Here is a 20,117-nt window from a genome sequence, read left to right on the forward strand (position 1 = left end):
TGATGAAAGACCATGATTATTGCTCTTCCCAGGAAGTGACTGTTGCCAGATGTTTCCAGTATCCCGGGTAAGATTTAACAACTACGTCGGGATCTTCAATAATGATGGGTTGTACCATTCCTGCCGGGGCAAAAGCCATCGCCATACGGTGATCATCATAAGTATGAATGGAAGCAGGGGTTGTTGGTACTGTCTCTTCTGTCCGTCTGACTTCGTACAGATGGTCTTTTTCCATTTCTATCAGTTCTGCACCCAGCTTCTTGAGTTCTTGCTGAAGGGCAAAAACGCGGTCTGTCTCTTTTATTTTCAAGCTTTCAATACCTGTGAGCGAAAGCCGTATGTTTTTAACTGCGCAGCATACCGCCACGGTTTGTGCAAGATCGGGGCATGCAGTGAAGTCCCAGCCTATCGATGCAGCCGGCTGGATTTTGGTAAGCAAAACACCACGGTCTGTAAAAATGCTTTCCACGCCAAGGTGCCGCATGATATCGACAATAGCGCTGTCGCCCTGCAGAGAATCTTTTTTTAATCCCAGAAGCTCCACTTCTGCATCCTCGGCCAGAGCTACAATGCTGTACCAGTAACTTGCACCCGACCAGTCCGACTCGATTGAATAGGGTTGCGGCTGGTATTTGAATGGCGGAATGTATATGGTGTTAGCGATCCAGTCTGCCTCGTATTCTATGCCAAAATGCGCCATCTGTTTGAGCGTCATTTCAATGTAAGGTTTTGATCCAACTTCCCCTTCCAGCTGTATTTTGAGACCGCTCGGCAACTCAGGTGAGATCAGTAACAAAGCAGAAATGTACTGGCTGCTCACATCTCCGCGCATCACCAGCTCATTGGTACCTGAATAAGAAAAGCCGTTCAGTTTCAGCGGAGGATAACCTTCTTCTTTTTCATAACTTATATCCGCTCCAAGTATTCTTAACGCATCCACGAGTATACCGATCGGACGTTCGCACATGCGTGGTGTACCGGTCATGATCTTTGACTGGTTAGTTACCGCGAAAAAAGCAGTGAGAAAACGCATGGTGGTACCGGCATCGATGACGTCAGCTATTGGTTCGCCGGAGTTCAGCAACCGGAGCATCGTCTGCGAGTCACGCGCTTCGGAAATGTTGGAAAGCTCACACTGAAAACCAGTAAGTGCATCAATGATCAGGGCCCGGTTGCATTCGCTTTTTGAAGCAGCCAATCTGATTTCTGCACGTATGGGTTGTTTGGGTGGGTGTACGAGAATTGATTTCACTATTAAAAATCTGATTTGGGTAAAATTGGTGTGGTTTGATCACACCTGTGTCAAACTTGGATTAGTAGGTTTCCAGCACTTTCAGCTTGTTCCGCCCGTTAATTTTAAGGGAAGAAAAAGTGAGCTTGTAGCAAACAAAACCGGCTGCCATCAGTGCTCCGCCGACGATCAATGAAGAAGAATCTGTTGTAAAACGTTTGTTATCAACTCCTCTATTGAAAAAATCGGCTCCGATATAGATCAGGCCGGCCAGCGGGAGTATCGGTGCAAGCTGGGAAATAAACGGGATACGTCTGGATACTTTCATCAGCCGTACATCTTTCAGAAGGATTTCCTGATAATCCATTCTGTTGACCGCTTCATTGATGATCGCAATGCTGAAAGATGAATCAGAAACACTGGCAATGGTCTCATTGAAACGGATAGTCTCGTTCTCCATCCGGAACTTGATATTGTCTCCCGGAAAAAAACGGTAACGGTGAAATCCGCCGATTACCGGGGACGCGTCCAGTACCAGGTATTTCTGGCCGGGTGTGGCGATTATTCGGCTTGTATTGCTTTGTTTTAGAAAGAGTTCCTCGCCAGAAAGCGCCTTTTTGGGGTCATAATGGTCTTGTGCCCACGCTTTCAAATTCCCCAGGAGAAGCAAAATGACAATAACTAGTAGTTGTCTCATATAATAAAAAGAATGGTTCAAATATAGGGAATCATTCTTTTAAACGGGCAAAAGTGTTGCAATGTTGCTTATTTAAAAGGCTATAAATTAATCTTCTTCGGCCGTTTCTTCTTTGGAAACTTTTACCGAAACACCACCCGATACCAGCATTTTCATGACGTCTGTGGACTTGGCGTCCAGTGGGGTAACATGCTCGGCAGGGACAATAAATAATTCGCCGGACAAGGCGTAGGAGAGTGGCATGTAAACCGCTACGTGGTCGGCGATTTTCAGATGGCTGAGATCTGTCTGCGTTATAAAACCGATTTTTTTGATACCCGTTTCTTTGTACATCGTGACGAGTACGGGCTGGTTAAACTTCTTTTTATCGCCGACAAATGCCAGTATCAGGTCTTTGAGAGAATAATAAATCAGGCTCACAAGCGGAATCCTGCGCATGAAACCTTCCGTGAACTTGAAGAAGGATTGTGGTATGATGGTTGAAAAAAAGAAACCAAGAAGGATAATTCCTGAGATAATGATCAATACGCCCAAACCCGGGAGATAAACGGTCCTGTTGCCTGAGATCGGGATTTCAATAGGGATGATGTTATCAAGAAATTCGATTCCGGTCCAGATGATCAGCGCAGTAGCATAAAGTGGTGCCACCAGGACGAGCCCACGAATGAAATAACTGATTATGCGTTTCAGAAAAGGACTTTTAATCTCCATGGAACGTTGCCGCAATGAAGCGGGAATTGTATAGTAAAATAAATCAGCCTCAATTTTTCAAACATACAATAGCTTCCCACCGCGGAAACGGATAAAAATCAGATCAGGAGGATGAAATATTGGACGATGCCGATTGAATTTGGATATTTGCAGCATCCGGGGTAAATCGGCATTTATTTATGTACGGATAAAAATAGAAAGAAGTTCACTCATTTAAAGTATATGTATCAGGCCAGTTATTTAAAACATTTTACCGGGGAAGTTTTTCTGGCGATTGGATGTTCTGAGGAAGAGGCGCAGTTGGCTTCCGAGGTGTTGGTCAGCGCAGATTTGAGAGGGGTAGACTCACATGGGATTGCCCGTTTGGCAGGATATGTCCGTTTGTACGACCATGGGCGGTTGAATCCTAAGCCCCAGGTTAAAGTGGTTTATGAAACTGCAAGTACTGCGGTTGTCGATGGAGACAGGGGTCTTGGGTTGGTAGTAGCACCCAAAGCCATGGAAATTGCGATGGAAAAAGCTGAGAAAGTCGGTTCCGGCTGGGTTTCTGTCCGAAATTCAAATCACTTCGGAATTGCGGGGTACCATGCAATGCTGGCGCTTGAAAAAGACATGATCGGCTGGACCATGACGAACGCAGCTCCGCTGGTAACTCCCACATTTTCTCTTGATAAATTACTGGGAACCAATCCAATAGCCGTGGCAGTGCCTGCGAATGAAGAACCTGCTTTTGTAGCAGATTTTGCTTCGACGGCAGTTGCTTACGGCAAATTTGAAATACTGCAGCGAAAAGGATTGCCGGCACCGCTTGGCTGGGCGCAGGATTCACAAGGCAATGCCACTACAGATTCCAACGCCGTTAAAAGTGGCGGCGGTCTGTTGCCCCTGGGGTCCGACCGGGAGCATGGCAGCCACAAAGGATATGGACTGGGTGCAATCGTCGATATTTTTTCCGGGGTACTTTCGGGAGCTAATTTTGGCCCCTGGGTCCCTCCGTTTGCGACGGCAGGATTTATGTCGACGCAGCAGGCTGTAGGCTTAGGAACGGGACATTTTCTCGGTGCCATGCGGGTAGACGGCTTCCGGCCGGCAGACGAGTTCAAGGAGGATATGGATAAATGGATCCGTGCGTTCCGGGGGGCAAAATCTGTTGAAGGACAAAAGGTCTTGATACCCGGCGATCCGGAAAGAGAAATGGAAGCGGAACGCGGCGAAAAGGGTATCCCGCTACTGGAACCTGTCGTATTATCCCTTGCCGAACTGGCCAAACGTTTTAACATCGATTTCGACGTTAATCTTTGAAGTTTTAATATTGTCAAAACCGAAACAGCGAAAAGCTTGCTGTTATAAGCTAAAATATATGTCCCGCAATTTCAAAGTAGGGTTGTTTGTCACCATTGCGATTCTTACAACCACTTTTACATTTTATTTCTGGCAGATTTTCAAAACGCCCAATTTACAGGTTGACAAGCAGACCAATTTCGCATTGCTGATCCCGGAGACGGCGACATATCAAACCGTGCTGGACTCCCTGAAAAAGCATGATGTCATTAACGATCATATTTCTTTCCGTTTTCTCGCGAGGTTGCTGAGCTATTCTGAAAAACTAAAGCCGGGAAGATATGTAATAAAGCCCAATACAAGTAATTACGAGGCTATCAAAAAACTGATTTCGGGAAATCAGGATGCGGTAAAGCTGACATTCAATAACATCCGGCTGAAGGAAGACCTGATAGCGCGTATCGGGAGCCGGTTTGAATTTGGGGAAGATAATTTTCGCAAAGCGCTTAGCGATCCTGCGGTTTGTGCCAAGTACGGCCTGGATACCCTTACAATCGTTTCCATGTTTTTGCCCAATACCTATGATATTTACTGGACCACCGGAACGGAAAAGTTTCTGGACAGGATGCACAGCGAGTATAAAAAATATTGGACTGATGAAAAAGTGGCAAAAGCGAGGGAAATCGGCCTGACGCCTGTACAGGTTTCGATACTCGCATCGATTGTAGAGGAGGAGCAGGCAAGAAAAGTAGATGAGCGCCCAAAAGTTGCAGGTTTGTATATCAACAGATTGAAAGCGCAGATGCCATTGCAGGCAGACCCTACGATCAAGTTTGCGTTGCAGGATTTTGCTATCAAGCGTATTCTTAATCAGCAACTGCTTATTAATTCTCCATATAATACTTATGTAAATACCGGCCTGCCTCCCGGACCGATTCGCGTGGCGGATTTCAATTCGCTGGATGCGGTGCTGAATTATGATAAACACGATTATGTATATATGTGCGCCAAGGCCGACCTTTCCGGATACCACGCTTTCGCCACCAATTATAAGGACCACTTAAACAACGCCCGCATGTACCAGGCAGAGTTGAACCGTTTGAAAATCATGAAGTAATGTGATCGTTTCGGCCTTTCACAGATTTTATACTTACAGCAATTACGAATGTTCAGCTACGAAGTCAAAGGGATCAGGGTGCGTTATGCGGATACGGATCAAATGGGATACGTTTATTACGGAAACTATGCGCGCTATTATGAAATCGGGCGGGTAGAGGCTTTGCGAAGCCTTGATTTTCATTATAAAGTAATGGAAGACGAAGGGGTGATGATGCCTGTTTATGAAAACCATTCGCGTTATATCAAACCTGCCCGGTATGATGATGAGTTGAATATCCGGGTAATCTTGCGCGAAATGCCTGGCATAAGAGTTGTATTTCAATACGAGATCCGTAACCAGAACAACATTTTGCTGAATACAGGAGAAACGACTCTTGTTTTTCAGAGACGTGATAATGGGAAGCTCTGCCCGGCTCCCGAGAAACTATTGAATAAATTGAAACCATATTTCGATTCCAAGTAGTAACACCGGTAATACTATGCTTGAAAAACTGTTGAAAAACCGCCATATCAAGCGACTTATCATTTGGTTACAGCGAACAATGCTGTTGAAAGGAACAGCTTCGTTATATGATGTTCTGGCGAATCTTGTAAAAAGTAACGGCAAGTACGATATTGACCAGCGTGCGTCGGCAGTGGCGTATAGTTTGACACTGGCTGCTTTTCCTGCCATCATTTTTTTATTCACACTCATTCCCTACATCCCGATAGAGGATCTTGACAAGCAGATACTTGAACTGCTCCGGGAAAATATGCCGAGCGGGATTTACAAAGATGCGGACCAAACCATTATTGATATCATAAGCCGTCCGCGCTCTGGAGTACTTTCCTTTGGTTTTATTTTTGCGATGATTGCCTCCACGAACGGAATGATGTCGCTCATGCGGTCGTTTGATATGGTGTATGAGGATATTGAAACGCGGGGATTTTTGAAAATAAGGGTTATTGCCATGCTTCTCACTTTGCTGCTGATCGTGGTGCTTTTTTTATCGGTTATCCTGCTGATCGTTGGGGATGGAGTGATGAATCTGCTGAGCGAGTGGCATATTATCCAAGATAACTGGCTCCTTGTTTTGCTTAACATTACACGGTATCTGATCAGTTTCGGGTCCCTGATGCTTGCAATTTCACTGATCTATCGTTTTGCCCCTTCACACGGGAGGCAGTATACTTTTGTAAATATCGGCACTATTGTTGCCTCAGTATTGATCCTGATTTCGACTTACGGTTTCTCTTTTTATCTGTCGCGATTCAGCTCCTATAACAAGCTTTACGGTTCCATCGGAACCATGATTGCCCTGATGATCTGGCTTTATCTACTCGCCTTTGTTATCATTCTGGGGTTTGAGATTAATGCCAGCATTGCCACGTCTTCCAGGTCCGTTCGTCCGGTTAAACACTGATTTACCGTAAAATAACTATGTCTCCCGTTTGTCTTTAATTGTAGCTAGTTTTGTAGCTTACGGTGAGGATGTAATTGAAAGATACGCCGTTGTGAGATAGGAAATCGTGTTCTAGCGTATTGAAATGGAAGAATCTGGACTACCACTGGTTACTGTAATCCTGACGTCATATAATCAGGAAAAATATATTGAGGAAGCACTCACTTCCGTATTTTATCAGACTTACCCCTATATTCAGCTGATTGTCGTCGATAATGCCAGCACTGACAATACGCTGGCTTTGATCGAGCGATTTCGAGTTACTTCTCCTGCGTTTCAGCTGATTAAAAATAATGTAAATGCGGGTTTGTGTCGCGCCTTTAACCAGGGACTGTCGCTGGCTCATGGAAAGTATGTCATCGACCTCTCCGGAGATGATATTCTGATCTCTGGCAGAATTGAAGATCAGGTGTCTGCTTTCGAAGAACTGTCCGAGGAATACGCGGTGGTTTTTTCAAACGCAACTTACGTGGACGCGGCGGGCAGAAATGTGCGGAATCATTACCCGGTAGATAAAAGTGGCAAGTCGCTTCAAAGCGTTCCTTCGGGGGACGTTTACAAAAATATCCTTGAACGGTATTTTATCTGTACGCCAACCATGATGATGCGCACAGCTATCTTGAATCAGCTGGGTGGCTATGATGAAAACCTGCTCTTTGAGGACTTTGATTTCTGGATACGCTCGTCTGTGAAGTTTAAATATTTTTATCTGGACGAGATTCTGATGAAGAAAAGAATTCTCCCCGTTTCCTTGTCTTCACTAGTTTATAAAAAGGGTAGCGGAATGCTGGCTTCTTATTACGCTGTTTGCAACAAAGCCTATGATTTGAACCGCGACCAGAAGGAATTTGATCTATTGGCTGCCCGTATACGTACATTCATCAGGAAATGTTTGTACGCACAAGAGTTTGAGCTAGCCATCCGTTTTCGCAGGTTACTCAATTATATCGAGAACCCCGGATGGAAAACAGAGGTGATCGTTTTTCTTTGCAGATTGCACCTCCCTATCAATTTTATTTACCGTTTTTATATTAAGAACGTAAAAAAAGCATTTACGCCGGAAGGTTTTAGCTTTTAGAGTTGTTAGTATAGAAAGTCTTTTTTTCTATGCCTGCCGAACTGATTAAAATTTATCCGCAAAATCCTGATGAAAGAAGAATACGTCAGGTCGTTGATTGCCTGAGAGATGGAGGGTTGGTGATCTATCCAACCGACACGGTTTATGGATTAGGATGCGACATCTACAATTCCAGGGCAGTTGAAAAGATCGCCCGCATCAAAGGTGTTAAGCCTCAAAAGAACGATTTTTCATTTATTTGCTACGACCTGAGCCACATCGCAGATTTTGCCAAAGTGGGAAATGCGGCGTTTAAAGTAATGAAAAAAGTTTTGCCTGGACCCTACACATTCATCCTTGAAGCCACCAGTAGTGTTCCTAAGCTTTTAAATACGAATAAGAAAACGGTAGGAATCCGTGTTCCGGACAACCCTATTCCCAGATTGGTGGTAAAAGGTCTAGGGAATCCGATCGTTACTACGTCTATTAAGGATGATGATGAAATCATTGAATATTCGACCGATCCTGAACTGATTTTTGAAAAATTTCAACATCAGGTTGATATGGTTATCGACGGAGGTTATGGTGGAAACATTGCGTCAACAATTGTAAAAGCTGACTCAGAATACTTCGAAATCATTCGTGAAGGACTTGGAGACCCAAGTGTGTTTTTGTGACAAGGAAAATGTAATAATCTAAGTACGAGTTGAACAATATGAGCTATGGAAAATAATTATTATAAATTTTTTGATAATATCATTAGCCTTTGCCATATTTATAGTGACAGTATTTTCGAGCATTAAGAACAATTGAAGGAAGTACAGATTGAATTGCAGTATTTGCCCTGCCTGGAATATTTTACCTGTATACTTGAGTACGACAGGATCCACGTCGATATTGAAGAGCGGTATGTGAAGCAAACGCATCGAAACAGGTGTAGCGTGCTTACAACCAACAAAATTGATGTGCTGACCATACCTGTTAAAGGCTATGAGGCAGCTTGCCCCACAAAAGATATAAAGATAGATTACAACCAGGACTGGATTCGCCGTCATTTGGGTTGCCTTAAGTCCGCCTACGGAAAATCACCGTTTTACGAATATTACGCACCCGAGCTCGTTCAGACTTACGATAAGAAATTTACGTATCTGGTAGATTTGAATTATGAATTATTGACAATTTGTCTTAGATTGGTTGGAATAAAGAAAAATATTGTGTACAATTTGTCAGGTGATTTTGCGGCAAAAAATGGTGTTGTAAACGATATATCGCTCATTAACAACAGGAAGAGCACCAATTCACATAAATATTATCAGTCAGTACCTTATTATCAGACCTTCGGGAATGATTTTGTGAGTAATCTGAGTATTGTAGATTTAATTTTTAACATGGGGCCGGAAGCAAAGAGTGTTTTGTTAAGATCCTGTAAGTCTCAATAAGCTATTTTGAACAAACAAGGATCAAGTAGCGTTTAGAATATTAAAACACTTTTTATTGCTACACAATGGAAGCAAAATTTTCGAATAGAGTGAAAGAAGTAATCTCAATGAGCCGGGAAGAAGCCCTCCGTCTTGGACATGATTACATTGGTGCAGAACACTTATTACTTGGCATGATTCGTGAGGGCGACGGTGTGGCAATTGGTTTATTGAAAAAACTCGGCGTGTCTTTAGAAGATGTACGACAGAACATCGAGCAGGCAACCAAGGGTGCAGCTACCAATAATGTTAAGAATTTGCAGAATATACCTCTGACAAGGCAGTCGGAAAAGGTTTTGAAAATTACCTATCTGGAAGCTAAGATTTTCAAAAGCACACTGATCGGTACAGAACATTTACTGCTTTCGATTTTAAGGGACGAGGATAATATCGGCACCCAGATCTTACATAAGTTTAATGTTAACTACGAAGTCATTAAGGAAATGTTAGAATATCAATCATCAGGATCACGACCCAATATGGGTCCAGAGACCGAAGACGGAGATGACGAAGCAAGAGGAGGAATGTTTGGGGGAGGAAGTGGCTCGGCATCCGGGAAAGAATCCAAGGGAGCGGAAAAATCCCGTACACCAGTTTTAGATAATTTTGGCCGCGATTTGACAAAAATGGCGGAAGTTGGCAAACTGGATCCAATTGTAGGACGTGAAAAGGAAATCGAGCGTGTTGCTCAGATCTTGAGTCGTCGTAAAAAGAATAACCCGATCCTTATCGGTGAACCGGGTGTAGGTAAAACGGCCATCGCGGAAGGTCTTGCGTTGAGAATCGTGCAGAAAAAGGTTTCGAGGGTTTTATTTGGTAAACGTGTAGTTACACTTGACTTAGCGTCACTTGTTGCCGGCACAAAATATCGGGGACAATTTGAGGAGAGAATGAAGGCTGTCATGAACGAGCTCGAAAAATCTCCGGATGTTATTTTGTTCATAGATGAGCTGCATACTATCGTCGGTGCTGGGGGTGCATCAGGTTCGCTGGACGCTTCGAACATGTTCAAACCGGCTTTATCGCGCGGTGAAATTCAGTGTATCGGTGCGACAACGCTTGATGAGTATCGTCAGTATATCGAAAAAGATGGTGCTCTTGCCCGTCGTTTTCAGATGGTCATGGTGGACGCTACTTCTATTGAAGAAACTATCCAGATCCTTGAAAATATCAAGGATAAATATGAAGATCACCACCATGTAAATTATACGCCGGAATCTATCAGCACGGCTGTTAAATTGTCCGAGCGGTACATCACAGACAGATTCCTGCCGGACAAAGCTATTGACGTCCTGGATGAAGTTGGTGCGCGTGTGCATATCAGCAATATTACCGTTCCTGAGGACATTCTGGTTCTTGAAGAGCAAATCGAGAACATCAAGCAGGAAAAAAACAGGGTCGTAAAAAGCCAGAAATATGAGGAAGCTGCGCAGCTGAGAGATCGCGAGAAAAAGCTGATCGACCAACTGGAGCGTGCCAAACTGGCTTGGGAAGAAGAAACAAAACAGAAACGCTATACGGTTACTGAACATAATGTTGCAGAAGTCGTAGCGATGATGACTGGTATTCCGGTTACAAACGTATCGATGGACGAGGGCAAAAAGCTGCTGAATATGGCGGATGAGCTTAAGGCCAAAGTTATCGGTCAGGATCCGCCGATCGAGAAGCTTGTGAAAGCAATTCAGCGGACAAGGGTAGGATTGAAAGATCCTAAAAAACCAATAGGTTCTTTTATATTCCTTGGACCAACAGGTGTGGGTAAAACCGAGCTTGCGAAGGTGTTGTCAACTTATTTGTTCGATAAAGACGATTCTCTGGTGCGCATCGATATGAGTGAATACATGGAGAAATTCAGTGTATCACGTTTAGTTGGAGCTCCTCCGGGATATGTAGGTTACGAAGAGGGTGGTCAGTTGACCGAAAAAATCAGACGGAAACCATACAGTGTTGTTTTGTTGGATGAGATCGAAAAAGCGCATCCGGATGTATTTAATATCTTGTTACAGGTTCTGGATGATGGTATTTTGACCGATGGCCTGGGACGCAGGGTTGACTTCCGGAATACGATCATTATCATGACATCAAATATTGGTGCACGTGATTTGAAAGATTTTGGATCAGGAATAGGCTTCTCGACGAAGGCAAAATCTGAAAACCAGGATGATATTATGAAAGGCACAATTCAAAGTGCACTACGTAAAGCATTTTCGCCGGAATTTCTCAACCGTTTGGACGATGTAATTGTATTTAATTCGCTTCAACGCGAAGATTTGCACCGGATTATCGATATATCTCTTGGCAAGCTATTTAACCGTGTGAAAGGTCTTGGTTACGAGATTGAATTGACGGTTCCTGCGAAGGACTTTCTTTCTGAAAAAGGATATGATCCACAGTATGGAGCACGTCCTTTGAACAGGGCGATCCAGAAATATCTTGAAGATCCCGTTGCTGAGGAAATTCTGAAAGGTGATTTGCGTGAAGGCGACGTTCTTGTGGCAAATCATGAAGAGAATAGTGAACAACTTGTTATCAGTGTACGTAAAAAAGAGGAAGAACTGGCCAACTAATCAAGGCAGTTCGTTATAGCAATAATTGTTTTTCTGGAGGCAGGTCATTTTGATCTGCCTCTTTTTTTGTTTGACACTTATTAATATGTCTCGGGCAAATGATATTGTTAGTTTTAGAAATTAGCATAGTGAATTAGTTTATATTTAAACCTTGGAAATTTTTATACAAATCCGGATGAAAATGAATTTGTGGCGGCTTGTTCTAATTTTTAATTTATTAGCGTTGATATATTCCGTTGAATTGCTGGGACAAAAGCTTCCTTCCGGTCCTCAGGTCCTTACTTTCTTTTCAGATGCGGATGATACGGAACAGCCTTATGGGCTTTATCTCCCCAAAAACTACGATGCGAGCAAAAAGTATCCTTTGGTAATGATGTTGCATGGGGCCGGATCCAATCACAGGTTAGCCCTTAGACGGGTTTTTGGTAAAAGTAATGCGGAAGGTGAGACAGATGCGGAAGCAACCCGGTATTTCCCTGTTTGGGATGATGTTGATTTCATCGTAGCCTCTCCATATGCAAGAGGAACCGCGGGTTATCAGGGAATCCCGGAGGAAGATGTCTATAATGTTCTGGAGGATGTTAAAAAACGTTTTAGTATAAATGAAAATAGGGTGTATCTGACCGGATTGTCTATGGGCGGCGGAGGTACGCTTTGGTTGGGTCTCACCAGGCCTGATATCTGGGCGGCGGTAGCGGCGGTTTGCCCGGCGCCACCGGAGGGTACATTTGAATTGGCCTCCAATGCTTTAAACTTCCCGGTGCATTTTTTTCATGGTGATGCAGATCCAGTCGTTCCTGTTGCCGGAACCCAAAAATGGGTATCACATTTACAGGATATAGGTGTGGAAGTGAGTTATAAGGAATTTGTTGATGTTAAACATGACAGCTGGGTAAGTGCCTATGACAATCAGTTTATTTTCGAATGGTTTTCGCCTGCGGTCAGAGTGCCTTATCCCGACCGTGTTACGTTTGTAAGTAAGCAATACAAATACAATAAAGCTTTCTGGATCCGGTTTGATGAGATTGAATATGGTAAGCTCGCTGAAATTGAGGCACGGTTTGTGAAAGAAAACGCGGTTGAAGCAAAAACCAAACACCTCAATGCTTATACCGTCACTTTGGCAGGTCATCCTAAGTTTAGAAAGGGTAGCGATGTTTCCTTCAAAATTGACGGGGAGGAGCTCACGGTGAAAGGTGACAGTATCGTTTCATTTTCGAAAATCAATAATGTTTGGTCTGTCGTGAAACCGCACGAAGCAGTTGGTATACGAAAAGTAAAAGGAGCTGAGGGACCAATTTACGACGCATTTTCCTCCAGACATGTTTATGTATATGGTACTTCCGATAACCCCTCAGAAGATGAAGTCAAAAGGCGGAGGGGTATTGCTGAGCAAGCGGCAGATTGGTCGCATTACCGTGGAGAATTTCTGGGCAGGGTAATGTTTTTTCCCAGGGTGTTATCAGATAAGGAAGTGCGCCCAAGCGATCTGGAAAACGCTAATCTTATTTTGTTTGGTAACAAGGAAAACAATGCATTAGTCGCCAGGCACGCGGATAAGCTTCCGGTGCATTTAAAGACCAGTGATAAGGAACACGGATTACTATATGTGTTTCCTATTGGCAAACATTATGTTGCAGTAAGTTCGGGCCTGCCTTGGTGGACAGGGGTTGAAGATGTTGGCTTTCCGTTTGTGCCAGTAACGCATCGGAAACTATCAGGATTTAAAGATTTGATTTTCTTTAAAAACTCTGCAAAAAATATTCTTGCAGACGGTTATTTTACTCCCGATTGGAGGCTTACGGAAGAAATGCAGACAATTCTTTCAGGTTCGGGCGTCATCACCATTACCAGATAATAACTACCATTTTAATTGATTTTACAGCAATGAACTACAACGAAAAGATTTCCAGGAAATCATTCATCAAAGCAAGCGCATTTGCACTTGCGACGCCACTGTTTTCAAAACTTGACTGGGATGTTAAAGCATCTTCCAAAATCGGATTGCAGCTCTATACGCTGAGGAACGAAATCGCTAAGGATCTGGAGGGGACTCTCAAAAGGGTTGCCGAGATCGGATACAAGGAAGTCGAGTTGTATGGATACAGCGACGGGAAGTTTTTTGGTAAGACCCCTAAGGAATTCAAAGCTATTTTAAAGGGACTCGGGTTAGATCCTGTGAGCGGTCACTATGGTGCCGGTGTGGAGAAAAAAGATGCAAAGGGTACACTAAGTAACGACTGGCAACGTGCTGTTGACGATGCGGCGGAAATAGGGCAGAAATATGTCAACTGTGCTTATTTGACAGATGCTGAGAGAAAAACTATCGACAGTTATAAAAGCTACGTCGACCTTTTTAATAAGTCGGGGGAAGTTGCCAAAAAAGCGGGTTTGCAATTCGGATATCATAATCATGATTTTGAGTTCAAAAAATTGGAAGGCCAAATTCCATACGACATCATTGCCGGGCAGACAGATCCTAATTTGGTGAAACTGGAGCTTGATCTTTACTGGATTGTGAAAGCAGGGTTGGATCCGGTCGATCTTTTCAAAAAGTATCCGGGACGTTTTCCTCTGTGGCACGTAAAGGATATGGAAAAAGGAGGGACGCAATCTTTTGCAGAGGTAGGAACAGGGTCCATCAACTTCGCAAAGATCTTTGAAGCGCGTAAAATGGCCGGGTTAAAGCATTTCTTTGTTGAGCAGGATACTGCCAAAAGACCACCTCTGGAAGCCATTGATATCAGCTTCAAAAACGTGACAAAGATGAAGGTCTAGTTCAGCCTTTTATTCATTAAGAAAAAAAGACCCGGCCGCATAGCAGCCGGGTCTTCGACATTATGCAGATAAAAATTTCAGTTTACTAACTGTAATTTAAGTTCGTTAAGCCTGCTTTTCAGCGAGGCATCTATTTGGCGGTCATCCACCCTGAGGACATAGCCTCCAATAAGATTCGGATCAATTTTCTCCTGCAACTGAACAGTTCTGCCAGTCGACGAAGCTACTATGTCTACAAATTGCTTGCGCAGTTCGTCCGTCAACGGAGTAGTGGTTATGACAGTTGCATTCTGAATGCCTTGGAAAAGATTATAGCTTTTGATAAACTCAGCAGCTATCTCATCAAGAATTGCTTCTCTGTTCTTTTTTGTAATGATCGTAAAGATTGCATAGGATACAGGATTAACGCGCTCCTTGAAAAGTGCGTTCAGTATGCCCAGTTTCTTCTCATGACGTACAACGGGGCTTTTTAACGCCAGCATCAAAGCTCTGTTTTTATCCGCTGTATCCTTAAACAACAGCATATCTGCATAAACCGCCTCCAGAACATTCTGTTCTTTGGCTAGTTCAATGAGTGACTTTGCGTATCTGGCGGCTACAATACCTACTGACATAGGAAATAAATTTTAGAATGCGATCGATAAATAAACAATTGATACAGGACCAATTATTAATTAAGATGTGCAGATGAAGCTAGGTCTGCAATTAATTTTTCCTGAGCTTCTTTATCTTTCAGTTCACGGTGCAATACCTTTTCAGCGATTTCAAGAGAAAGGGTAGCAACTTCTTTTCTGATTTTTGACACCGCAAGTTGCTGTTCATTACGGATCGATTCACGTGCAGTTTCAATCATTTTCTGTGCTTCAACAGCCGCCTTGTCTTTGGACTCAAGAATGGTTTTGTCAGCCGCTTCTTTCGCATCACGCAAAATTTTATCGCGGACAGCGTTAGCTTCTGCGATCAGTTTTTCATTGTCAGATTTCAATTGGATCATTTCAGCCTTTGTTCTTTCAGCAAGATCCAAAGCTCCCTGAATTTCATTCTCACGGTCTTTAAGTCCTTTGATGATCGGTTTCCAGGCAAACTTTGCTAAAATGAAAACAACCATAAGAAATACCACCAGCATCCAGAAAATAAGGCCTGGGTTAGGAGTAAGCAATGACATAGTATAAAATGAGTTTGGTGTAAGTTTGAGTAAATGGGGCAAACCCCGTTTTTGTCTTAGCTCTTCTTTATTAAAAATCGTGGAAGCCTATTGCTCCCACGAAGAGTTTTTTTGCTATTTCCTTACCTAATGTAAAAGAAATAGGGATCCGGAGATCCAATGTTTCTTACTAGAGCTTGAAAGAGATAAGCAGACAGATAACCGCAGCAAACAAAGCTACCGCTTCGATAAGAGCAGCGATGATAAGCATTGCAGTCTGGATAGCACCGGCAGCTTCTGGTTGACGAGCGATACCTTCAACAGCACTACCACCGATTTTACCGATACCTAGACCAGCACCGATAGCAGCAAGACCAGCGCCGATAGCAGCACCGAAAACTGCAAGACCTGCACCGCTTTGTTCTGTAGCCTGAAGCAAAATTTGAAGCAACATAATTGTGTTTGTTTTAAAATATAATTAATAAAAAAGAGATTCAGAATCAATGTCCGTGATCAGCATGATGATGCTCCTCGATAGCACTGCCGATGTACATGGACGATAAAAGGGTAAAGATGAATGCCTGGATAAAAGCTACCATGATCTCAATGAAATTGAGGAACAAGGCGAAAAGCGAAATAACCGGGGCAATGACAATACTTTGGAAAATGAAGATCAGACCGAAGAGACTCAAAAGAATAATGTGGCCTGCGGTCATGTTTGCGAAAAGCCGAACCATCAAAGAAAACGGTTTCATGAACACACCCACAATTTCAACAGGGATCATGATGATCAACAAGGGAATCGGAACGCCGGTTGGCTTCACAAGGTGCTTGTAATAATGTCCGTTGGCGTTCAGGTGTACAACTATGAATGTCAATACGGCTAAGGTCATTGTTACGGCTATGTTTCCTGTCAGGTTGGCAGATCCGGGCAGAAGTCCGAGAATATTATTGACCAGGATAAAAAAGAAAAGCGTGAGAAGGTAAGGCAGGTATTTTTCGTATTTCGGTCCTACGTTTGGCTTAACCACATCGTCACGAATGAAAAGAATAATCACCTCCATCGCAGACTGAAATCCTTTCGGAGCCTTGCCTTTGTTATTGGCATACCATTTCCCGATGCTGGTAAAAATAAGGATCAGGATTACGGCACTTAAGAGCATGGAAGCCACGTTTTTCGTAATCGAAAAATCATAGATTACACGGGATTCATCAACCGGAACAATTTTTTCGGAATCACCATGAACAAGGTGATAGCCATTGTATTCGTGGTGTTCGTTGTGAAAATTTGCGGAAGAGAAAACTTCAATACCGCGGTCGGCAGAATAAAGAATAACAGGAAGCGGAATCGTAACTCCGTGGGTAAATTCCCATTCGTGAGAATCAGCGATGTGGTGCATAATCATCTCGCCGATGTTGAATTTCTTCTCAGACTCTTCCAGATTATGTTCAATTTTATGCTCCTGTTCGTTGATGCTTTCCACCACCTTTCCAGAGTCATGCTGAATGGTTTGATCCGCCCTCGCCGGGACGTTAAAAAAGCAGGTTGCCGCTATGAGGGCAGTGGTAATAATCAGTCTCAAATTGGTATACATAAAGGCTTGAAATACTATGCTTTGTCAATCGCGGCGCAAGTTACGATACAAACCATATATTTCAAAGCATGTGTAAAACAAATAGAGTGCAAAAAAATTGGTAACAAATAAGAATGAATCAGTTAGCCCATGATATAAAAATGCACCGATAAACAAGAGACTGAGGATTATCCTCCCGACAATGGTTGATATGTAAAAAGTGACAAATTTTTGTCTGTTGTTTTTCATACCCAATTCCATAAGCCGGTGGATTAAAAAAGATATCCCCACAAAGAATACCACGATGTACCATATATAAGGATGCAGAACAGAGTCGAAATGAAAATACTGAGCAAGGAATAATACAATTCCGAGAATGACAGTAGCCAGAATGGTACGTAACATGTTGTTTAATTTTACTTTTTGGCGAATCCCCGTATCAGCAGATAAAGGGAGGCTCCGATGGAAGTCAGGGAAAGAATCAGGGTCCAGACAGGAACCTTATTTTGCTGCCATTCGTCAAGCTTGTACCCACCGTACGTGAAGACCAGGATTGTTCCCAGCATTTGCATGGCAAGACCTGAATACTTCAAAAATCCGGTCGGCGATTTTGTGACGGGAATCTTGCTATTTTTGTCACTGAAATCATCTGGATCCTTTTTCATGCCTTTGCTTTAGAAATGTAAAGGTAAAATTGCTTCAAATTTTACAAATGCAGCTATCTTCGATACGTATTTTGTTGTAATTACCGTTTTAGATTTGCCTGTTAAGAAGATTCACGACACCCCTAATAACATTTTTGTGATCCACCGCTTCGCCTCAAAGACTTACCGGATAGCTATTTTACTGACAATGATCGGTCTGCTTGCAGCCTGTTCACAGTTCAGTACAAGACCTGCTGCGGTTGGTTTTCACAATATGTCAGCCAGGTACAATGCTTATTTCATGGGCGATAAAGACATCCAGGAAGCGGAGTTTACCATGAGGAAAGCGTACAAGGAAGATTACAATCAGCTGCTGCCGATATTGCTTCCGATGGATTCGATATTGTCCCTGCCGGTAAAACCTCAGCTGGAAGATGCGATAAAAAAGGCTTCCATAGTTGCTGAAAAACATCAGAATAGCAAGTGGCTGGACAACAGTTATATTATTTTAGGTAAAGCCAGGTTATATCTTGGACAGTGGGCTGACGGCCTTGAAGCGCTCCGGTATGTGTATGCCAACGGACGCGATGAAAATGACAAAAACCGTGCACTCATTCTTCTTATGCGTGCCTATGTGATCAGGAAAGATTATTCTAATGCACTAGGCGTCGCTGAATACCTTAGCCAGCAGCCACTGGATAAGACATCCACGCGGGATTTCTATCTGACAAAAGCATATTTACATCAGCAGAATGGTGAATATCTTACCTCTGTCGCGATTTTGGAGGAAACTTTTCCGCTTCTGAAAAAATCGATTGAAACAGCCAGAATTCATTTCGCCGCGGCTCAGATGTATGACCGCCTCGGCCAATATGCGCTGGCAAATAAGCATTACAGCAGTGTCAGGAAGAACAGGCCTGATTATGACCTTGGTTTCTATTCATCCATGAGTTCACTCCAGAATGAGGTGGTGCTGAACCCGAAAAAGGATTTGGGGGCAGTAGGCTTCAACAAAATGCTGAAGGATAGAAAAAATGTCGATCTGCTGGACAGAATTTATTTTACAATGGGCTTACTCGCTGAACACCGGAAACAAATTCCTGAGGCAGTCGGCTATCTGAAAAAGTCGGCGGCTGCGTCCAAGGGCCCGAACGCAACTCAGAAAGCATATACTTTTCTACAGCTGGCCAGGATTAACTATGAAAACCTGGAAAATTTCGAAGCGTCAAAGGCATATTATGATAGTGCCCTGACTATTCTTCCTCAGGATGCGCCGGAATATACACTTGTAGCGGATCGCAAAAGGGCGCTTGACAACTTTGTGGTGCAATACACGATGGTCAATCTGGAAGACAGTCTTCAACTTCTGGCGAAAATGAATCCAGCGGCGTTGGATAATAAAATAGACCAGATCATCGAGGCTAAGGAGAAAATCAGGCTTGAAGAGGAGGAGGCTGCGAAAAAGCTGCTTGAAGCTTCTCAGACTGCAACTTCGAAGAGTACGCCTAACATGCTTAATGGAAATGAGCGGAGGTGGGAGCTCTACGATCCTGCTTTGCTGGACAAAGGTAAAATAGAGTTTCGGAGAATGTGGGGCAACAGGAAATTAGAAGATAACTGGCGCAGGAGCAAAAGACAACTGGGATCGGTTACCGAAGGCACTGACGACATTGCAGCGAGTGAAAATGACCCTGCCGATGAAGAACCAGACAATGCACCCCTGGTTAAAGGAAGCCCTCAGTGGGAGGAAGTGCATAATATATTGAAAAATGATGTGCCGCTCACAGAGGAACAGTTTGCTGAGTCGCAGAAGAGAAAAGAGGACGCGCTATATGCACTTGGTAAAATTTACAGGTTTGATCTGAAAGAGCCTCAGCGTTCCATAAGTACTTTCGAGCGTATGTTGGCTGATTTTCCGCAAACTACCTACAAAGAAGAAGTTTATTATTTGTTGTATCTCACATACGCGGATGGTGATAGTAAAAAGGCAGCCTGGAAAGAGAAATTATTGACTGAGTATCCAAATTCGACTTATGCCCGGCTTGTTACCAGGCCGGCAGGTTCTGACGGTAGTTCTGTGGCATCGGGCACTGCGATGAAAGAATATGAGGCCGCCTACCAGTTGTATTCGGAGGGTAACTACCAGAAAGCGCTTGAAAACATTGAACAAAATCTTCCTGCGTACAAAGGCTCCGAGCTTGAAGATAAATTTGCCCTTCTCAGGGTCTTCCTGATCGGAAAGGTCAGGGGTAAGGATGCTTACGGACAAGCTATTGCCGAATTCATGCAGTTGTACCCTTCCAGCATTTACCTGCAGAGAGTGTCTGAAATGCAGGAGCTGAATTCTGTTTCCATGGGAAAAAGATAATTATCTGACTTTGTATCTTTGTTCCT

At 43.4% G+C, this 20,117-nt stretch carries 19 protein-coding genes; 11 read left to right on the plus strand and 8 right to left on the minus strand.

Annotated elements, in window-relative coordinates; genetic code table 11:
• Positions 1-16: 16 nt before the first annotated feature.
• From FBF61_RS12990 to FBF61_RS13000, 3 genes are all read right to left on the minus strand, one after another.
• The gene (locus FBF61_RS12990; RefSeq protein ID WP_138477690.1) at positions 17-1,252 is read right to left on the minus strand and encodes a 3-phosphoshikimate 1-carboxyvinyltransferase; all 1,236 of its coding nucleotides are present in this window, start codon (positions 1,250-1,252) and stop codon (positions 17-19) included.
• Between the two features lie 61 nt (positions 1,253-1,313).
• Entirely contained in the window at positions 1,314-1,928 is a 615-nt protein-coding gene (locus FBF61_RS12995; protein ID WP_138477692.1) for a hypothetical protein, read from the minus strand.
• Between the two features lie 87 nt (positions 1,929-2,015).
• A complete protein-coding gene (locus tag FBF61_RS13000) occupies positions 2,016-2,639 on the minus strand; it encodes a DUF502 domain-containing protein (RefSeq protein WP_138477694.1) in 624 nt (207 codons plus the stop codon).
• A gap of 222 nt (positions 2,640-2,861) precedes the next feature.
• Between FBF61_RS13000 and FBF61_RS13005 the strand changes: the two genes are divergently transcribed.
• The 10 genes from FBF61_RS13005 (at position 2,862) to FBF61_RS13050 (ending at position 14,361) form a co-directional block, all read left to right on the plus strand.
• The gene (locus FBF61_RS13005; RefSeq protein ID WP_138477696.1) at positions 2,862-3,941 is read left to right on the plus strand and encodes an Ldh family oxidoreductase; all 1,080 of its coding nucleotides are present in this window, start codon (positions 2,862-2,864) and stop codon (positions 3,939-3,941) included.
• Positions 3,942-3,999: 58 nt separating this feature from the next.
• Complete coding sequence (mltG, locus tag FBF61_RS13010; protein WP_138477698.1) at positions 4,000-5,037, plus strand: endolytic transglycosylase MltG; 1,038 nt, start codon at positions 4,000-4,002, stop codon at positions 5,035-5,037.
• Positions 5,038-5,085: 48 nt separating this feature from the next.
• Positions 5,086-5,502: an acyl-CoA thioesterase gene (locus FBF61_RS13015; protein ID WP_138477700.1), complete on the plus strand. Its 417-nt coding sequence runs from the start codon at positions 5,086-5,088 to the stop codon at positions 5,500-5,502.
• Between the two features lie 16 nt (positions 5,503-5,518).
• Entirely contained in the window at positions 5,519-6,442 is a 924-nt protein-coding gene (locus FBF61_RS13020; RefSeq protein WP_138477703.1) for a YihY/virulence factor BrkB family protein, read from the plus strand.
• A gap of 124 nt (positions 6,443-6,566) precedes the next feature.
• Positions 6,567-7,559 (plus strand): glycosyltransferase, encoded by a 993-nt coding sequence (locus tag FBF61_RS13025; RefSeq protein ID WP_138477705.1) that lies wholly within the window; start codon positions 6,567-6,569, stop codon positions 7,557-7,559.
• A 29-nt stretch (positions 7,560-7,588) separates the two neighbouring features.
• Entirely contained in the window at positions 7,589-8,215 is a 627-nt protein-coding gene (locus tag FBF61_RS13030; RefSeq protein WP_138477707.1) for an L-threonylcarbamoyladenylate synthase, read from the plus strand.
• Between the two features lie 132 nt (positions 8,216-8,347).
• Complete coding sequence (locus tag FBF61_RS13035) at positions 8,348-8,977, plus strand: WbqC family protein (RefSeq protein ID WP_138477709.1); 630 nt, start codon at positions 8,348-8,350, stop codon at positions 8,975-8,977.
• Between the two features lie 65 nt (positions 8,978-9,042).
• A complete protein-coding gene (locus FBF61_RS13040; protein ID WP_138477711.1) occupies positions 9,043-11,583 on the plus strand; it encodes an ATP-dependent Clp protease ATP-binding subunit in 2,541 nt (846 codons plus the stop codon).
• Positions 11,584-11,806: 223 nt separating this feature from the next.
• Positions 11,807-13,441 carry a carboxylesterase family protein gene (locus FBF61_RS13045; protein ID WP_229215029.1) on the plus strand — a complete coding sequence of 545 codons (1,635 nt, stop codon included), beginning with the start codon at positions 11,807-11,809 and terminating at the stop codon, positions 13,439-13,441.
• 29 nt (positions 13,442-13,470) lie between these two features.
• Positions 13,471-14,361, plus strand: coding sequence for a sugar phosphate isomerase/epimerase family protein (locus tag FBF61_RS13050; RefSeq protein ID WP_138477715.1), 891 nt, complete (start codon positions 13,471-13,473; stop codon positions 14,359-14,361).
• A 77-nt stretch (positions 14,362-14,438) separates the two neighbouring features.
• On the opposite strand, the gene atpH is transcribed toward FBF61_RS13050, so the two are convergent.
• The 5 genes from atpH to FBF61_RS13080 all read right to left on the minus strand — a co-directional run bounded on the left by atpH (position 14,439) and on the right by FBF61_RS13080 (position 17,744).
• The gene (atpH, locus tag FBF61_RS13055; protein ID WP_138477717.1) at positions 14,439-14,975 is read right to left on the minus strand and encodes an ATP synthase F1 subunit delta; all 537 of its coding nucleotides are present in this window, start codon (positions 14,973-14,975) and stop codon (positions 14,439-14,441) included.
• Positions 14,976-15,031: 56 nt separating this feature from the next.
• Entirely contained in the window at positions 15,032-15,568 is a 537-nt protein-coding gene (gene atpF / locus FBF61_RS13060) for a F0F1 ATP synthase subunit B (RefSeq protein WP_445438730.1), read from the minus strand.
• Between the two features lie 127 nt (positions 15,569-15,695).
• Positions 15,696-15,959 carry an ATP synthase F0 subunit C gene (gene atpE, locus FBF61_RS13065; protein WP_131957818.1) on the minus strand — a complete coding sequence of 88 codons (264 nt, stop codon included), beginning with the start codon at positions 15,957-15,959 and terminating at the stop codon, positions 15,696-15,698.
• Positions 15,960-16,005: 46 nt separating this feature from the next.
• Complete coding sequence (gene atpB, locus FBF61_RS13070) at positions 16,006-17,100, minus strand: F0F1 ATP synthase subunit A (RefSeq protein ID WP_138477719.1); 1,095 nt, start codon at positions 17,098-17,100, stop codon at positions 16,006-16,008.
• Positions 17,101-17,495: 395 nt separating this feature from the next.
• Positions 17,496-17,744 carry an AtpZ/AtpI family protein gene (locus tag FBF61_RS13080; RefSeq protein WP_138477723.1) on the minus strand — a complete coding sequence of 83 codons (249 nt, stop codon included), beginning with the start codon at positions 17,742-17,744 and terminating at the stop codon, positions 17,496-17,498.
• Between the two features lie 94 nt (positions 17,745-17,838).
• Between FBF61_RS13080 and porW the strand changes: the two genes are divergently transcribed.
• Entirely contained in the window at positions 17,839-20,091 is a 2,253-nt protein-coding gene (gene porW, locus FBF61_RS13085; protein WP_229215030.1) for a type IX secretion system periplasmic lipoprotein PorW/SprE, read from the plus strand.
• Positions 20,092-20,117: the final 26 nt, after the last annotated feature.

The sequence above is a fragment of the Dyadobacter bucti genome (genome assembly GCF_005869225.1).
Classification (GTDB): domain Bacteria; phylum Bacteroidota; class Bacteroidia; order Cytophagales; family Spirosomataceae; genus Dyadobacter; species Dyadobacter bucti.

Excerpts from the sequence above, each read along its gene's own strand:
- atpH (WP_138477717.1), bottom strand. The coding sequence starts at position 14,975 with ATGTCAGTAGGTATTGTAGCCGCCAGATACGCAAAGTCACTCATTGAA.
- FBF61_RS13040 (WP_138477711.1), top strand. The coding sequence starts at position 9,043 with ATGGAAGCAAAATTTTCGAATAGAGTGAAAGAAGTAATCTCAATGAGC.
- FBF61_RS13025 (WP_138477705.1), top strand. The coding sequence starts at position 6,567 with ATGGAAGAATCTGGACTACCACTGGTTACTGTAATCCTGACGTCATAT.
- mltG (WP_138477698.1), top strand. The coding sequence starts at position 4,000 with ATGTCCCGCAATTTCAAAGTAGGGTTGTTTGTCACCATTGCGATTCTT.
- atpB (WP_138477719.1), bottom strand. The coding sequence starts at position 17,100 with ATGTATACCAATTTGAGACTGATTATTACCACTGCCCTCATAGCGGCA.
- FBF61_RS13015 (WP_138477700.1), top strand. The coding sequence starts at position 5,086 with ATGTTCAGCTACGAAGTCAAAGGGATCAGGGTGCGTTATGCGGATACG.
- FBF61_RS13005 (WP_138477696.1), top strand. The coding sequence starts at position 2,862 with ATGTATCAGGCCAGTTATTTAAAACATTTTACCGGGGAAGTTTTTCTG.
- FBF61_RS13050 (WP_138477715.1), top strand. The coding sequence starts at position 13,471 with ATGAACTACAACGAAAAGATTTCCAGGAAATCATTCATCAAAGCAAGC.
- FBF61_RS13000 (WP_138477694.1), bottom strand. The coding sequence starts at position 2,639 with ATGGAGATTAAAAGTCCTTTTCTGAAACGCATAATCAGTTATTTCATT.
- atpE (WP_131957818.1), bottom strand. The coding sequence starts at position 15,959 with ATGTTGCTTCAAATTTTGCTTCAGGCTACAGAACAAAGCGGTGCAGGT.
- FBF61_RS13030 (WP_138477707.1), top strand. The coding sequence starts at position 7,589 with ATGCCTGCCGAACTGATTAAAATTTATCCGCAAAATCCTGATGAAAGA.
- FBF61_RS12995 (WP_138477692.1), bottom strand. The coding sequence starts at position 1,928 with ATGAGACAACTACTAGTTATTGTCATTTTGCTTCTCCTGGGGAATTTG.
- FBF61_RS13080 (WP_138477723.1), bottom strand. The coding sequence starts at position 17,744 with ATGAAAAAGGATCCAGATGATTTCAGTGACAAAAATAGCAAGATTCCC.
- FBF61_RS13020 (WP_138477703.1), top strand. The coding sequence starts at position 5,519 with ATGCTTGAAAAACTGTTGAAAAACCGCCATATCAAGCGACTTATCATT.